This window comes from Ignavibacteria bacterium (genome assembly GCA_036262055.1).
Classification (GTDB): Bacteria; Bacteroidota; Ignavibacteria; order Tepidaquicellales; family Tepidaquicellaceae; genus DATAJP01.
In genome coordinates this window covers 561,176-577,922 of sequence record DATAJP010000002.1, presented here as the reverse complement: position 1 = coordinate 577,922, position 16,747 = coordinate 561,176, and the positions used below count along the sequence as shown (strand labels likewise).

13 protein-coding genes are annotated in these 16,747 nt (G+C 38.5%); 3 read left to right on the top strand and 10 right to left on the bottom strand.

The window, feature by feature from the left end; genetic code table 11:
- Positions 1–4: 4 nt before the first annotated feature.
- The 3 genes from VHP32_04435 to alr are packed head-to-tail and all read right to left on the bottom strand — an operon-like array spanning position 5 to position 4,392.
- Entirely contained in the window at positions 5–1,108 is a 1,104-nt protein-coding gene (locus tag VHP32_04435) for a mannose-1-phosphate guanylyltransferase (GenBank protein HEX2787131.1), read from the bottom strand.
- Positions 1,109–1,118: 10 nt separating this feature from the next.
- A complete protein-coding gene (locus tag VHP32_04430) occupies positions 1,119–3,161 on the bottom strand; it encodes a hypothetical protein (GenBank protein HEX2787130.1) in 2,043 nt (680 codons plus the stop codon).
- Entirely contained in the window at positions 3,151–4,392 is a 1,242-nt protein-coding gene (gene alr / locus VHP32_04425; protein ID HEX2787129.1) for an alanine racemase, read from the bottom strand. The genes VHP32_04430 and alr overlap by 11 nt, the downstream gene beginning before the upstream one ends.
- Positions 4,393–4,973: 581 nt before the next feature.
- Between alr and dnaA the strand changes: the two genes are divergently transcribed.
- The 3 genes from dnaA (at position 4,974) to VHP32_04410 (ending at position 9,321) form a co-directional block, all read left to right on the top strand.
- Complete coding sequence (dnaA, locus tag VHP32_04420) at positions 4,974–6,491, top strand: chromosomal replication initiator protein DnaA (GenBank protein HEX2787128.1); 1,518 nt, start codon at positions 4,974–4,976, stop codon at positions 6,489–6,491.
- 505 nt (positions 6,492–6,996) lie between these two features.
- The gene (gene recN, locus VHP32_04415; protein ID HEX2787127.1) at positions 6,997–8,712 is read left to right on the top strand and encodes a DNA repair protein RecN; all 1,716 of its coding nucleotides are present in this window, start codon (positions 6,997–6,999) and stop codon (positions 8,710–8,712) included.
- Between the two features lie 141 nt (positions 8,713–8,853).
- On the top strand, positions 8,854–9,321 hold the full coding sequence (locus VHP32_04410; protein HEX2787126.1) for a hypothetical protein: 468 nt from the start codon (positions 8,854–8,856) through the stop codon (positions 9,319–9,321).
- Positions 9,322–9,458: 137 nt separating this feature from the next.
- Here the strand turns inward: VHP32_04410 and VHP32_04405 are convergent, their stop codons facing one another.
- The 7 genes from VHP32_04405 to VHP32_04375 all read right to left on the bottom strand — a co-directional run bounded on the left by VHP32_04405 (position 9,459) and on the right by VHP32_04375 (position 16,689).
- Complete coding sequence (locus tag VHP32_04405) at positions 9,459–10,820, bottom strand: choice-of-anchor B family protein (GenBank protein HEX2787125.1); 1,362 nt, start codon at positions 10,818–10,820, stop codon at positions 9,459–9,461.
- A gap of 200 nt (positions 10,821–11,020) precedes the next feature.
- Entirely contained in the window at positions 11,021–12,646 is a 1,626-nt protein-coding gene (locus tag VHP32_04400; GenBank protein HEX2787124.1) for a GMC family oxidoreductase, read from the bottom strand.
- A gap of 23 nt (positions 12,647–12,669) precedes the next feature.
- Positions 12,670–13,188: a sugar dehydrogenase complex small subunit gene (locus VHP32_04395; protein HEX2787123.1), complete on the bottom strand. Its 519-nt coding sequence runs from the start codon at positions 13,186–13,188 to the stop codon at positions 12,670–12,672.
- Positions 13,189–13,368: 180 nt separating this feature from the next.
- Positions 13,369–13,833, bottom strand: coding sequence for a hypothetical protein (locus tag VHP32_04390; GenBank protein ID HEX2787122.1), 465 nt, complete (start codon positions 13,831–13,833; stop codon positions 13,369–13,371).
- A gap of 79 nt (positions 13,834–13,912) precedes the next feature.
- A complete protein-coding gene (locus VHP32_04385) occupies positions 13,913–15,310 on the bottom strand; it encodes a T9SS type A sorting domain-containing protein (GenBank protein HEX2787121.1) in 1,398 nt (465 codons plus the stop codon).
- A gap of 165 nt (positions 15,311–15,475) precedes the next feature.
- The gene (locus VHP32_04380; protein HEX2787120.1) at positions 15,476–15,598 is read right to left on the bottom strand and encodes a hypothetical protein; all 123 of its coding nucleotides are present in this window, start codon (positions 15,596–15,598) and stop codon (positions 15,476–15,478) included.
- Positions 15,599–15,705: 107 nt separating this feature from the next.
- Positions 15,706–16,689: a cytochrome c gene (locus VHP32_04375; GenBank protein ID HEX2787119.1), complete on the bottom strand. Its 984-nt coding sequence runs from the start codon at positions 16,687–16,689 to the stop codon at positions 15,706–15,708.
- Positions 16,690–16,747: the final 58 nt, after the last annotated feature.

Below are 16,747 nucleotides of genomic sequence, written 5' to 3'. Positions count from 1 at the left end.
TCGTTTATATAAACTGATCCAATCCCTTCCTTCTCAAATAATCAACAACTTCCTTCACCTTTTGTGATTCTCCTTTTTTACAAATCAACAAACCATCCTCAGAATCTATTATCAATAAATCCTCAACTCCGATCGTTGCAATTATTTTTTGCTCTCCAAGCACAAGAGTATTTTTCGTATCAATCAGAACAGCTTTTGATTTCTTTACATTTCCATGATTATCTTTTTCGTTTATATTATAAATTTCATCCCAAGAACCGATATCGTTCCATCCGAAATCACTCTTAATCGTATAAACATCTTTGCACTTTTCCATAACACCGTAGTCAATCGAAATTCCTTTTATCTGCGCGTATTCATCTTCAAGTATTTTATCAAAATTATTATCGAGCAGTTTTTTCTCGAGATTCAGAAGCGACTCGAACAAATCAGGCAGAGAACATTCAAATTCTTTCATAATCGTATCAACCCTGAAAATAAACATGCCGCTGTTCCACAAAAAATCTCCACTCTCCAAAAACATTTTCGCCATCGGCAAATCGGGTTTCTCCGCAAAAGTTTTTACCTTATAAACTTTCTTCGCGGTGTTGTCAGAACCGTTAAGACTAACTTCGATGTTTGTATCGGGGTCAAACTGAATATACCCATATCCTGTCTCCGGCTTGTCAGGCGTAATCGCAAGCGTCACAATTCCTCCGTTGTCGCCGACAAATTTCATTCCTGCTTTTACGTTAAGCTGAAACTCGGGAACGTTTTTTATTATATGGTCTGCCGCAAGCACAAGAACATTTCCCTTCGGGTCGAACTGCTTAATGAAAACACTCGCAAGACCTATGCACGGCGCGGTATTCTTGCCGAATGGCTCACAAATGATATTTTCCTCGGGAATTTTCGGAAGCTGTTTGCGGACTTCATTTTTATAATTTATGTTCGTTACAACATAAATTTTGTCGTCCTTTATCAAACCTTCGATACGCCTGTAGGTTTGCTGAATCATCGTTTCGTTATTATTTGCAATCCTCAAAAACTGTTTCGGGTGTTTCGATGTTCCTTTGGGCCAGAATCTCGTCCCGACCCCGCCTGCCATTATTACTGCATAGTTCCCCATACTTGTTGATTTAATTTTTCTTTTTCTGCGTAAATATCTTCACCGGGTCGTTTAGATAAAATACGAATTCTTCAAAATCTTTTGTCGGCTTATCCAGAGCTATAAGCTTATAATTGTAAATAATGTAATTAAAAATCTGCTTTATGTCATTGTCAAAAGGACTCAATCTGTAATTCTGAATGAACTTAATGAATATATAACATGCCTCAGATAACCTTGCAAGCTTCTTCATGTCCAGACGCTTCGACAATACAACGGTTTTTTTGAGTATATTATACGTCTTTGAAAGTTTGCGGAGCCCTTCATATATTTTATATTCACCTTCAATCTCGTCTATCGATTTAAAAATAATCTCAAGTTCCATAATCTCTGCTTTCAGCACCATCATCATTTTTCTTCGTGAATCCTTTTCCGTTACCTGGCTTTCCGTCACATCTTTTTTCTCATATAAAACTTTTTCCGTCTCTTGTTCTTTCGGCTGTTCAACAACATTTTGTCTTATTTCTTTTTCTTCCGCTTCGGCAATTTCTTCAAATGTTTCAACTGGTGCTTCGGATAATGCAGTATCAATAGTTTCTTCCTCAACTTCGTCTTTAATCACTTTTTCCTCAATAATTTCATCCGTTTTCTTTTGATGTTCTTTTTCCGCAAGATACTTTTCTATTTCATAAAAATCACCAAGTACTTTCTCTATTCCTGAAAAATCTTCCTCTAAAATAAATTTTTCTATAACCCTCAGCGAATACGAAAATATATTTACATCTTTTTGTCTTATCTCAAACGGCAGACTGCTTGCCTTATCAAAATAACTTTCCATAAACCCGTACATGTTGGAAATTATCTCAAACGTCATTTCGCTCGTTGCTTTTCCAAGTTCCTTTGACTTCCTTGAAATAAACTCGGATTTATCTTTTAATCTGCTGTCGTTGTCATCATATTTTTTTATTAACTTTTCAATCTCATCAAAAGTCAGAGTCATCTCCAGGTTTCCCGCAACAAGCCGTTTCTCAAACTCTGCAAATCTTCTGTTTTTTTCATCGGGAAGTGGTGTTTCCTCGTCAATTTCATCATTTTTTTCAGGCAATATCTTGTTTTCTTCAAATATATGTGTATCTTCGTATTCTGTGGTTTTCTCTTTTTCTTCTTCGGAAGATACTTCAAGATGCTCACTCGAAATCTCTATTATCGCTTCTTCATCAAGTTCTTCTTCGTCTTCGGGATTTACTTCGCGCTCATGTTCATTTGCTGATTCTGAAACTGTTTCTTCTTTTACTTCATCAATTTCCTCTGTTTGTTTTTCGTCATCAATAAGGTCATTATGTATTTGTTCGGGTTGTTTTGTCTCCATCAAATCACTTAAATCAAATGCTTCTTCTTTTGCCTCAACTTCTTCTTCGCTTTGCTCTTCTGGGTATGCCGTATTTTTTTGTTCTGACCTTTCATCCCGGTTTTGTGTTTCGGTTTCGTTCACTTCATCTGCAAAGCTTTCTTTCACTTCCTCTAAACTCACCGATATTATCTCTTCAATTTTTTCTTCATCTTCGGGATTCAAATCCTTAAACTGCGTTATGTCAATTTCATCTTCACTGAATTCCTCCGTTACAATGTCCCTCTCTATTTCACCAACCTTGAATTTGCTCTCCGAAATCTCATCCGATACTTCCCACTGCTGCTCAAGATTATTTTCAGCAGCATAGCTCGGCATTTCTTCCCCATTTTCTTCCGTTTCTCCGCTTGCCTTGTTCAGCTTAAAGCTTCCAATCACAATTCTTTTCAGATACTCGACGTCGTATTCAATATTCACTGGAAGATTTTCATACTTCAAAGAATTTTCATCAAGTTTTTTATAAACAAATAAAAGATAGCTGCACAGCGAACCGCACTGTTTATATTTCGATAAAATAAAAATATCTCTGAGAATATCATCCGAGCTCATCAGGAATGTGATAGCTTTGCTTGCCTCTGTTCCGGTAATGTCAAACCCCGACGAATAAAGTGAGTTCCTTAGTTTTTCGAGTATGAAATTTATGTACTTGTGATTTCTATTTAACATAAACCCTTTTTACTCTTGGTGATATGTGACAGGTAATTTCATATGGAATGGTCTTAACAATTTTTGAATGCTCATACGCAGGATATTCAGGTCCCAGCAGCGTCACTCTGTCTCCGACTTTAATATCCTCATTTTTTTTAATATTAACCATAACCCAATCCATGCACACCGTCCCGACCGTTTTGTATTTTTTACCGTTAATTACAACCTTCGCCTTATTCGTCAGCGCGCGGTAATATCCATCACCGTAACCAACCGGCACAGATGCAATCAGCGATTTCTCCTTCGTAAAATACCTTCGCCCGTAAGAAATGCTTTTATTTTTTTTTACTTCTTTGATGAGGTTAACTCTCGACTTTAAGGACATAACAGGAATAAGTCCAATATCGTTCTTCGGTTTTTTGATGTCAGGATAATATCCGTACAAAGAAATTCCCGGACGTGCCATGTTGAACATTTCATTCTTATAATTAAAAATTCCCCCGCTGTTCTGCATGTGCTTAAGCTCGAATTTTATTCCTTCCTTCTCGAGCTTCTTCACAACATCTACAAAAAGCTTCATCTGCTTTTTTGCAAACGAATGATTCTTGATTTCACTCGTCGCAAAATGCGAGTATATTCCTTTCAGATTAATATTTTCCAGCTTTGCAATTTTTCTAATCGTCTCGAGAATTTTTTCTTCCGTAATCCCGACACGGTTCATTCCCGTATCAAACTGAATATGAACATCCGGCTTCATCTTCATTTCTTTTGCGACGTCGTTCAAAAAAACCGCTGACTTATAATCCGTTATCGTAACGTCAATTTTATTTTTAATTATTTCCTTCACCAATTTCTTGTCATGCTTCAGCGTTCCGAGGCACAATATCGGAATATTCTTCTGCCCGTGCTTATTCAGATATTTTCTCAGCGACAATGACTCAACATAATCCGCCGTCCCAAGATAATCCGCTCCAAACTCAGCCAGCGCAAGCGATGCCTCATAAAATCCATGCCCGTATGCGTTTGCCTTCACCACCGCACATATTTTTACGTAATTTTCACCCTTAGAGTTTTTTTCTGAATCTCTTTCGGGATTTTTTTTTGAATCCTTCTTTAAATTTTCTTTTGAAACCCTTTTTATGTTTTTCTGTGCTTCTTTTTTTATGAGATGGAAATTGTTTTTTAATGCTCCGAGGTTGATTTCGGCATATGTATCGTAAAACGACTCATCAAAATTATATATGTGCATTAAGCAAATTAACCAAACCCTTTTACAAAATATATTTATAATTTTAGTCTGATTTTCCTTTGCATACGAACAAAGGAAGTCATTCCCGCGCAGGCGGGAATCCCAGTAGTGTGGGGCATATATCACAATTCCCACAAACCTTCCCCCTCCCGCAGGAGTCTCCCGCAAGGGACCCCTGCGCACAACAAACGCACCCGCCGTTGTTGGTGTTCTTCCCGAAGGGATGGCTTTGCCACACCAACAACAAAAAATTTTTCAAACTTTATTGACTAAGTTTAAAACTTTCTTTAATATTATATATCAATTTCTTTTACCCGTTCTTTGTTAGCTAATTGTTAATAACTTTTTTGAGTAATTTTTTTAATATTAATTTATTATTATTAAACCATTACTACTAACATCGATTGTTAGTAACTTTTTACCTGTTTAATTAATCCATAAAAATCAGGTACTTAATTTATTGCCCACATGTTAATAATTATGTGAATTAATGACTTTTTGCTTGTCCCGATAAATTCGTTTCTTAAAGTTCTTTTTTAAACCAAACAGCTTGTTAATAAAAATATAAAGAGTTTATATCGTTGAATAATACTTTACCCTCTTCCGGCTCAGACGACTTTCACAAAGAAAACACAGGTGTTCAAAACACAGCACAGCTCACAACCGAAGCAGATGTAATCTGGAGCAACTTTCTGCGCCTCCTTGAAACCAAAATTAAAAAAAGCGTAATCGAAACCTGGTTCACTTTTCTCAAACCGGAAAAGTACGAGGACAACATCCTTACCGTTACTGTCCCAAACAATGACATTTATGGTATGATTGAGTCACGTTTCAACAAGGACATCGATAACGTTCTTAAAAGTCTCCTCGGCGATGAAGCAAAGTTAAAATTCGAAATTGCACAGTTGAATTTATTCTCTGCTCCGACAGATACACACCACGAAGCTCAGCAAATTACGCCTTCAATAAAAATTGCGGAGCCGAAAACACTCGTTTCAAATTTACCATCAGAAAACCAACAGCCCGAAGAGCCGTTCAAATCAAATCTTTATTCAAAAAATACATTTGAAAATCTTGTAAAAGGCGAAAACAACGAGCTCGCTGTTTCGATTGCCTATGCAATTTCAAACAATCCCGGCAAAGCATATAATCCGTATTTTGTTTTCGGCGGAGTAGGTCTCGGGAAAACTCACCTGGTTCAGGCAATAGGGAACGAAGTCCTGAAAAAATATCCAGAGAAAAAAGTTTATTACACAACAGCATCTGAGTTCACAAACAGATTTACCGACAGCATCGCGCAGAACAAAATGGATTTTTCGACTAAAAAACCTTACGGCACAAAAAAGCTCGACGCATTTTATAAATCACTCGACGTTTTAATCATTGATGACATTCAGAACCTCAGCGGTAAAACTTCTACACAGGATTATTTCTATCAGATTTTTAATTATCTCTTCCACGAAAAGAAACACATAATTTTCTCGAGCGATAAGCCGATAAATCAAATTCTCGGTATCGAAGAAAGACTGCTCAATCGTTTTCAGTGGGGAATGGTCTCTGACATTCAGCCTCCTAACTGGGAAATGCGTGTTGCAATCATAAAGAAAAAACTTGAGGTTGCGCAGGTCGAAGTTCCTGATGATATAATTAACTTCCTCGCGACAAACGTTAAGGACAGCATCAGAACAATCGAGGGATGTATCGCAGGTATGATTGCCGAGAGCACTTTTATTTATAAAGGAGAAATAACTCTCGACATCGCAGAGAAAGTCGTCAACAGGGTAGTCGGCGTTGCTAAACGCAACAAACACGTAACTCTCGAAAATATTCTTGACGTAGTCTCTGACTATTACAGCATCCAAAAACGTGACATTCTATCAAAAAAACGCACAAAAGAGATAGCTCAGGCGCGGCAGATCGCAATGTTTCTCGCAAAGGAATACACCGACATGACACTTCAACTCATTGGCTCATTTTTCAACGGCAAGGACCACGCTACGGTGCTTTATGCGGTCAATACAATCAACAAGCAGATAAAAGCCGACAAAAAATTCGCCGCCCAAATCTCCCACGTAAAAGAGACTTTAAAAAATAGTTAAAAGATTAAAAGAGTTGTTAAACATAATTTAGTAGGACAGACATTCCTGTCTGTCCCGGAAGTTCTAAATCCCCTCTCGAGAGGCGGAACGTCCCGGCTTGGCGGGAGGTGCCGCGAAGCGGCGGGGTGTATTAAAAAATTTAGGTGGGGCATCAGCCCCTTTTTCATTTAAAACAACCATACGTGTCATCCTGAGCGTAGCGAAGGATCTCGTTTTTATACAAAAAAAATTAAGAAACCGTTTATTAACAAATTTGTTAATAATTTTTGTTAATTTTGTTTTAATATTTATAACTTACTGACAATAAAATTTACTGAACCTGTTTTTAATAATAACAATTGTTATAAGTATCAGTAACTCGCATTTTTTATAAACACATTTTCAGAACGATTTTATTTATTTATAAAACACATTTGAAGTTTTTCCGACTTACTAACAATACTGACACCTTTACTATTACTACTATTAAAATATATATTATATAAATATAATAAGAAGACAATAAGTGATTCAAAAACTGGTCATAAAAAATTATTTACTTATCAAAGACGCTGAATTAAATTTCACAAACGGATTAAATATAATCACAGGTGAAACAGGAGCAGGGAAGACAATCATACTTGATGCCTTGTCTTTAATATTAGGAGAGCGCGCAGATTATTCAATAATAAAAAACCAGAACGAAAAACTTATCATCGAAGGAATATTTTATTTTAAAAAAAATGAATCGGTTAAGGAGTTCATATCAGATAAAGAACTGGATTTTAACGATAAGGATGGTGAGATAATAATACGCCGTGAGCTTTCACAAAAGGGAACCAGCAGAAATTTTATTAACGACACCCCGGTAAATATAAACGACCTTAAAGAGCTTGGTGATTTAATAATCGATATTCATTCACAGAACGAACATCAGTCGTTACTTAATAAAGAAACCCAGCTAAAAATTCTTGATAAGTTCTCAAGCCTTGATGAACAGTTAAATAAATACAAAAACAATTTTAACGCATACAAAGAACTCGTAAATAAATACAAAAATTTCCTGGAAAGAAAAAATCAGATTCTCGAAAAAAAATCTTTGCTGGATTTTCAGCTTAAAGAAATAAATAATGTTAACCCGCGTCAAGATGAAGAACAAGAACTCGAAAACGAGCTTAACAAACTCGAAAATTCTGAGGAAATTGCACTCGGATTAACCCAGATTATCAACCTTCTTTATGAGGGTGAAACCAACGTAAATTCCATATTATCAATAATTTCTAAAGACATAAAAAAACTTACCAAATTTGATAATATGTTTGAAAAATTATCGGATGAAATAGAATCAAGTTATGTTTCTCTAAAAGAAATCAGCCATAACCTTATCGACTATAACAACAACTTAAACTTCGATGCCGCCCGAATCGAACAAATCCGTGAACGCCTCGGCAGTTTAAACTTCCTGAAGAAAAAATATAATTTATCCGTCAACGAGCTGATAAAAAAAGCAGAAGACCTGACTCAGGAATTAAATCTCGCAGAAAACTTCGATTTTGAAATCGACAAACTCAAAAAAGAAATCGAAACTCAAAAAGAATCTTTATATAAAGAAGCTGAAAATATTTCTAAAAAAAGAAAAAAATCATCAGCAGACTTAGAGAAAAAAGTAAATTCATATCTCAACGAAACAGGTCTCGAAAACGCTGAATTTAAAGTCGAGTTTAAATCTTCATCTATCTCAAACGAAGACGAATTTAATTATAAAAAAGGTTCTAAAACAACAACAGGCATTACATCAAAAGGAATAGACGACATTGAGTTCTTTGTCCGCATAAACAAAGGCGCGGATTTTTCATCACTCCGCAAGTCTGCTTCCGGCGGTGAAATCTCCAGAATAATGCTTTCCATCAAAGCATCATTGTCAGAAAAAGATGACGTTCCGATTTTAGTCTTCGATGAAATCGACGCAGGCATAAGCGGGCGAATTGCAAACAAAGTTGGAAACCTCCTGCAGGAAATTTCAAATACGCATCAGATAATTTCAATTACTCACTTGCCGCAGATTGCCGCAAAAAGCAATAATCATTTTCATGTTTCAAAACAAAACAAAGGCAGCGAGACAATCACAGACATAAAAACTCTCGACAAAAATGAAAAAATATCCGAAGTCGCAAAAATGCTAAGCGGGGAAAAAGTAACTGATGCCTCCCTCAAAAGCGCAAAAGAACTTATCAATAATTAAAAAAACTTAGTAAATCCCCTCTTGAGATGGGTGGCAACGAAGTTGACGGGGTGTGTTAAGTGAGAGGTTTTTCCACCGAAAAAATCATTATAAATCCGTAAATTACAACAATACAAACTCAAAAGATAAAATAAAAATCAAATGGTATCACAACTTGCATTATTAAACGATGAAGAACAAACATTAATGCTGAACGTGCCCGCGCTTATAACCATTCTTGTTGCCGGCTCCGATAAAGACATCAGCAGCAAAGAACTTGACTGGGCGGAAAAGACTATCAACTTCAGAGCAAGAAAAGAAGGTTCAATCTTGCAGGACTATTATTACGAAGTTAGTAAGTTCATCGATGATTCAATAAAAGATTTTATGCAAAAGCTTCCCGAAGATGTTTCTAAAAGAACCCTTGAAATTGGAGAGATATTATATAAAGTAAATGCCATCTGGCCTAAGATTGACCATGATTTTGCGAAGGCGCTTTATGACAGCTTCCTGACCTATGCAGAGCAGGTTGCGCAGGCATCAGGCGGAATACTCGGAAGCTCAGCAGTAAGCCCCGAAGAAAAAGAGCTTATGAAGCTTAACATGATTAACCCTCCAAGCGTAAAGTAAAAGCAAAAATTTTATAATAATAAAAAATCCCGTTTAGATGTTCTCCAAACGGGATTAATTTTTTTGTTTTGTAGAGACGCAACATTTTGCGTCTCCGTTTTGTGTCTTCGCTACTTCGTGGCAAAAACGAAGCGCGCTTATCTCACCAACATCATCTTCTTTACGTCAGAAAAATTTCCCGCTGTGAGCTTATAAAAATAAATTCCTGATGACAATTCTTTTGCATTCCAGGTGATTTCATAATTTCCTGCAGCTTGATTTGAGTAAACATACTTCGCAAGCTCCTTGCCGAGCGCGTTATAAATGACAAGCGAAACATTGTTGCTGTTAGACGGAAGCGAATAAGAAATCTTTGTTTCAGGATTAAACGGATTCGGATAATTTTGCTCAAGCTTATACTCGCCCGGTGTCGTTCCGTTATTGTTTCCGATACCGACCGACGTTCCCATTTGAACTACATATAAGCCCGTTGAAATATCCGATATAACAATTTTTCCGGAAGCAAAATAAGGATAGCAGTTCCATGCTCCCTGATAAGCTGTTCCTCCGCCCGGATATGTATCATACCTGCCAATTTCCTGCGGAGAAAGCGGGTTTGAAATATCATAAACCAAAAGTCCCGACCTGTAATGCGCAAGATAAAGTGTATCACCCTTTACGTACGCATTATGCACCATTGTTGCTTCGTATGGAACAATATCCGCTACCTGAAGAGGAGCCATAATGTTTCCGATACTCCACACCTTAGCATGATTTGAGCCGCCCTCATCTGTTGTTATGAGATAATCACCGTTCTTTGATGTCCAGGCATTGTGAGTAACTGCGCCGGGATATGTCCAGAACGTTACCTGCTTCAAGCTGTCTTTGTTTGTTGCATCAATCACGGTCAGATTTGAGTTGCTGATGCAAGCCGCATAAATGGTATCGTTGCGTACATGGCAATCGTGAACATATCTCGTTCCCCATTGTCCGCGCTTAACGGGATTTTCAGGGTCAAGCAAATCAAGGATGAACACACCGCCGTTATTGTAATTCCCTCCGTTGCAATATAAATACCTTCCTTCGTTTCTCACCGTGTGGCTTCGCACATATCCCGGAAAAGTATAATTTTTTACAAGATGAACAGAGTCCGGAAGATACTGCATGTCAACAATCTGCACGCCGAGACCGCCCTCGGAAACTATGTAACAATAATTTTGATATGTTGCCATTTCACGGTAATTATAAAACGAACCCGGTCCGTAAATTGTATCGCATCTTACGATGTTTGCAGGGTTTGTAATGTCATACCAGATTGTTCCGCCATAAAAACCGATTATTGCATACTCTCTGCCGTTTGGCGCAGTCCAGCCCCAGCAAGAGGAATAATACCACCCCGCAGGAGTTCCGCCTGAAGTGAACTCGTTTTTACTGCCGAGCAAAGTCATATTCAAAACACTTTGTGAATACGCCGTTTGAAAAAGCATAAAACTTATTAAAAGTATAAATAAATATTTCATATGTAATTTTAATTCAAAATTTATTCAAAATTATATGATAAACTAATAATTGGCATAATCAGAAACTAAACAAAATTTTTGGGATAAAAGCAGGAGAGTTTGTCATTCCCGCGAAGGCGGGAATCTAAATGAACATTTTTATAGAATAAGTATTAAATTGTCTAAGAAGCTTAATAGAGAAGTACAAGTGTCAAAAAGATTTATTGAAAATTCTTCAGCTCTTTTTGAACTTGCTGAGCTAATCTCAGTGTCATTGCTGCTATGGTGAGGGTTGGATTACCTGTTCCTTCGGTCGGGAAAACCGAACTGCCGGCGATATATAAATTTTTATGGTCGTGTGTTCGCTGATTAATATCTACGACAGACGTTTTCGGGTCTGTACCCATTTTGCAGGTGCCGTTTATGTGACCTGCGCCCTGATTATATTGGTACCCGATTTCAGTTGCGCCGAGGGCAGCAAACATCTGCTGTGCTAATTCTTTACCTGCGTTCTGCCCGTCAAGAGCATACTGGTCATATTTATAAAATATCTTCGGTCGCGGTATTCCGAAAGAATCTAAGTTCGTCGGGTCGGGAATGATTCTGTTGTCAGGATTGGGAAGCGACTCAGTTAAAAAAGCAAATCTGAACTGCTTCGGAACGTCATTGGCAATCTGGTTTTTTAATTCTTGTCCGTATAAATTTTTTTGCTTTATAAGATAGACTGCATATGCCGGAGGAAAACCAATCGGCCAGCTCCATCCGTCATTACCGATTTCAATTCTGAACGAGCTTCTCTGGCTTCTCCATGCACCGTCACGTAAATTCTCTATTCCTGAAGTCGAAATAGGCGAACGGTATGGATAAATATTTTCAGGATAAAGCGCATAAGCAAGCAGGGTAAGATTGTCCATTAAATTTCTTCCGACCTGTCCCGAGGAGTTTGCTATACCGTTCGGATATTGGTTATCTGTTGACATCAACAGCAATTTTGCCGTTTCAATTGTGTGAGCGGCAAGCACAAATATTTTTCCTGTGATATTATTGTTTGCATTGTCCGGAGTTTTATAATTTATCCCGATTATGTTTCCGTCAGGGTCTGCCTGAACAAAAGTTGCAACTGCACTCGTGATAAACTGTGCGCCTGCCTGCTGTGCAAGCTGAACGTGAACAGTTGCATCATACTTCGCCTGTATCGGACAAATCGGAATACAGCTCGCATTGCCGCAGCATGATTTTCTTCCCTGATACTGCTGTGAATTTCTTGCCTGTGGCGTTGCCCTAACTTCAAGACCAAGCGGAGCGAGCTTCGGCTGAAGCAATGAATCCATATATGTCATTGCAAGCGGAGGCATCGGATAATTATTATTTCTCGGCGCGCCCAAATCATATTCAGAATTTCCCGAAACACCAAGCTGTGTTTCTGCCTGCGCATAATACGGCTCGAGGTCGTTATATGAAATAGGCCAATCAACCCCGACCCCGTAAGTTGACTTCATCTTAAAATCATTAGGCAATAACCTCACCGCAGTCCCGAGCCAGTGCCATGTCGTTCCGCCAAGAGCGCGAACGTATGTGCTTCCGAAAGTATCAGGACCCGCATTAACAAAATATTGTCCCGGCTCCGAAAGATATGGCATTGGTGCATACTTCGTCTGCGGATATGGCGTATCGATATTTCTACCCGGAGTGTTTTGATATAGGTCAACAGCTTTTTCTCTGTCGATTGCTTCACCTGCTTCAAGCACAATAACCTTTGCTCCTGAAGAAGCAAGAGACCACGCAAGAATTGCTCCCGAAACTCCCCCGCCTATTATGACTACATCTGCATTAAGATTATTCTGCATTAAGCTTTTTTATTCTAATTATTCTATGAAGTTTGCGGCGGTGTTGCCCATGAGTTTGTTGAACCATGGCACTCGCTTTCGGGACTTCCGTAAACCGTTGCTGCCCATCCGAGACTTTCATTAAAATTTGCTGTAACCAAACCGTAGTTTACCGAAGTATTGGTTGTCCTGTATTCGGCTGCATACCAATATTGCGTGATTGTCTGGGCAAGTTTTTCATCTTCTTTGTCAACTAAATCAACCGCTGCATCGGTATCTAAATTCACAGGTTTTCCGGGAGACAAACCAAATTTTGTATATAATTCTCCAATCGTGGTTGTTGATTGAGGAACTGTCGTTAAACTTGTGAGGTATTTTTGTGCAAGACCTTTGTCAAGTTGAGAAGCATCAAACCCCGTTAACAGCGAGCTGAGCTGAATAAACTCATCTAACGATACATCGGTCTTTTTTGAACAGGATTGTAAAAAAGGAAATGAAATCAGCGCAAGTCCTGCTGCAGATGTTTTAATGAAATCTCTTCTGCTGAATTTTTGCTGAAACATTTTTCTCCTTTGCATTTAAGTTAAACGTATGAGAAAAAAATTTCAACATAAAAAGAAAAAAACTTGAGTCATTCTGAACGAAGTGAAGGGGCACCCCTTGGGTCATCCCTTGCACAAAGAATAAAGCTCTTAACTTAACAAGAAGAAGGTTTTGAGTTTACTACAGTGCGGCATTATGTTTCACTCCATCACCACCTTCTCCGGTGTTATGTGTCCGCCATCAAGCACATACTTCCAGCTTCCGTCAGCTTGTTTTTTCCAGACAGTCATGTAAACTCCGTTCGTTAAAGTATCTGCTCCGCTCTCTGTTTTTGATTTTATCTGCCATCTCCCGAAAGTATATCCAAGCTCACCCGACCCCGACATCTCTCCCTTCAGCGGCTCCCATGTCAGCGTTGCATTGGGATTTTTAGGCCGGTTAAAAATGTTTTTTAACTCCTCAATCCCGATAATTGGCAGTTTGTTCTCGCCCGACAATATTACCTTTTCGTCTGCATAAAAAACAAACGCTTCCGACGTCCCTTTTTCCTCCGACATTCTAGAAAATTCTCTGTCAGTTTCCATCATTCTTTGTAAGTCATCATTGAAAAAACCGAAATTTAAAAATACTTCCGTCAGCATAAAAATTGTTAATATTGTTTTCATAACCGAATTTGAATTTAAAAAAGGACAGGCAAAGCAACCCTCAGCATCACCCGCCCTTGGTAACAAAAGAGAAAATTATTTATTTCAATAGCGTCATTTTCTTAACGTCTGAAAAATTATCCGCTGTAAGTTTATAAAAATAAATTCCTGACGATAATCTTTCCGCATTCCAATTAAAACTGTATTGCCCCGGATGTAAATTCTCACTAACTAAATCAGCAACAACCTTTCCTGTAATGTCATAAACTTTCAGTGAAACAAATCCGAAATTGGCAATCCTAAATTCGAAATTGGTTGTCGGATTAAAAGGATTTGGATAATTTTGTTTAAGCTCGAATCTTTCAGGAACCACATTGCTGATTTTTTGAACACTCACAAAAGTATTTGAAAGCAAAATTGCTGCAAGCTGTCCGCCGTAAGCACCCATATCATTTCGCGTTGTTCCGCGCGAAGGATATAAAGCGAAACCCGGCGCACCCTGCTTATCATTATATATCACCGCAGTATCACCCGCATCAATGCACGGCGACCCCGTTCCGAGAATAAAATTCGCGCTGTCAAACTGCGGCGCAGTATTTATGTTTCCCATTCCCGCAACAGTTGCATTTATGTTTGTATATGAAAAATTCATAGTTCCGGAATATGCTGCACCCGGTCCGGTATTGCCCCAGACTATACAGTTCCGGATGAATGTTGTTGGCGTATTAGAGTATATCCCTCCGGTTCCCGCCGTTGTTGCAGAGTTATTTACAATTGTGTTATTCTCAATAATTTTTGGAAGAGTACCGTTATTATTATTAATCCAAAGAGCAGCACCTGCTCCATATGAATTCGACCCGTAATTTTTCGTAATCACGCAGTTCTTTATTGTTGCTCCGGTATAATTCAAAACTATTCCGGCTCCGTATCTTCCCGTATTGTTCATTATGATGCAGTTAAGAATTTTCGGATTCCCGTCACCGCATCTTATTCCGCCTCCGCCTGTACTCACCACCCCTGTTCCAATTGCTGCCTCGTTATCTTTAATGACGCAGAATCTTATAGTTGGAGATGTATGCGCTGTCAAAATTCCGCCCCCCTCAGTATATCTTCCTGCTCCGTGTTCATCCTGCCACTTTGTGCCTTTGCCTCCTGTAATTGTAAATCCCTGCAGCACGGTTGTCGAATCTTCTCCTTGAAAAATCCTTACACAGCTTGCAGAATCGGGATGAGACGGTGTGCTTCCGTTTATTATAGTTGTATTAATAAAAGTGAGATTACCTGCAATATAAAACCTGCTCGTGAGAACAATTTTCTTTCCGCCGAAAATTATGTTTTCAAAATATGTCCCGGGTTCAACCAAAACAGTATCGCCGTTGCTCGACGCATTTATTCCCGCCTGAATCGTTCCATAACTCCCCGGAACGTTAATGATATTTGCTTTCAACATACTTGAAAGCAATATGAAAAGAATTAATAATTTGTAAAACGTTTTCATAATTAAATTCCTTATTTTGAAGTCTAATAAATTATTTATAGGGTTTATTTATTTAGACAATAAGGAAATAGGAGTGTGACAGCAACAACAAAATGTGGGTAGGACAGACATTCTTGTCTGTCCCGACTTGTCGGAGCGGGGAACAAAAGGGGTTGTTTCTAAAACTTATTCAACTTTATTCTCATCACCATTCTTCTCACCCGGCTTTCTTTTCGAAAAATCATACCAGACATAAGACATTGCAATTATTATGACAACGATAATAAGTATTACGGTTTCTGTGGTCATGTTCTAAAATAACAAAAGGCGGGAATAATTTCCCGCCTTAAAGTTTTATAAAAATCTTACCAAGTGTCATCCTGAGCAAAGCGAAGGACCTCGTTTTAAAAAAAACGCTACTGTCTCGGCGTAAACTTCTCAACCTTATTCTTCACCGGAGGCAACGTCCGTAAATAATCATAAATCGCATTAAGGTCTTCCAGAGTCATGCTGCCCAGCAAGGGCCACGGCATAACCGTATTAAACTCACCCGGCTTTACCACTTCAGGAGTATATATGCTGTGGTCATACATCTTAAACTTGCCTAAGAAAAATTCTTTTGACCACGTCCCGATTCCCGTTTCATTGTCGGGAGTTATGTTCGAGCTTCTCACCACACCTGTCGGCAGACTAAACTCCATTCCCCCTGCATACATTTTATCTTTTATGTACTCGCCTTTCTCCTGCGGTGTATGGCAATCTATGCACGAAGCGGAAGTCACCAGATATTTTCCGTATGCAACTGTATTCGATTTATCAGGTCTCGGTTTCAAATCGCTGTTTGTCGGCATCGTTCTCACAAGTATGTTCAAAGGAAAATTTAGCGACGGCTTAGGCACAACGTTTTCAATCGGCTTCAAAGTTCTCACATAAGCAATCACCGCATAAATGTCTTCCTTGTCAAGCTCTCTGTAATTCATGTATGGCATCAAAGGAAATAACGCTCTTCCGTCTTTGCTTACGCCCTCCGTTATCGCGCGGAAAACTTCTCCGTCTGTCCAGTCGCCTATTCCCGCGGGAGTTATGTTTGCAGAATAAAGCGTTCCCGGAAAGCCGGGCATTTCTTCGGGACTGAACTTAAATCCGCCCTGACCAATCGTTCCCGGCACAGCAGGGAATGTAAACTTATTAAAATCTCTTGCCGAATGGCAGTCAACACACGACATCACGTTGTTAAATAAATATTCACCTCTTTGGATTCTTTCGGGTGTTAGTTCAACCTTTATGTCAGGAGCCGCGTTGACCTTGGGAAAGGCAGTGTACATATAAACAAAAAACCCGACCACAACTAAAAAAATTACGCATACAACTATCAGTAAAACTTTTTTAAATGTTTTCATAAAGGGAAAAAGATTTTTTGATTATACAAAATTAAAGGATTTAATTTTAAAATTGAAG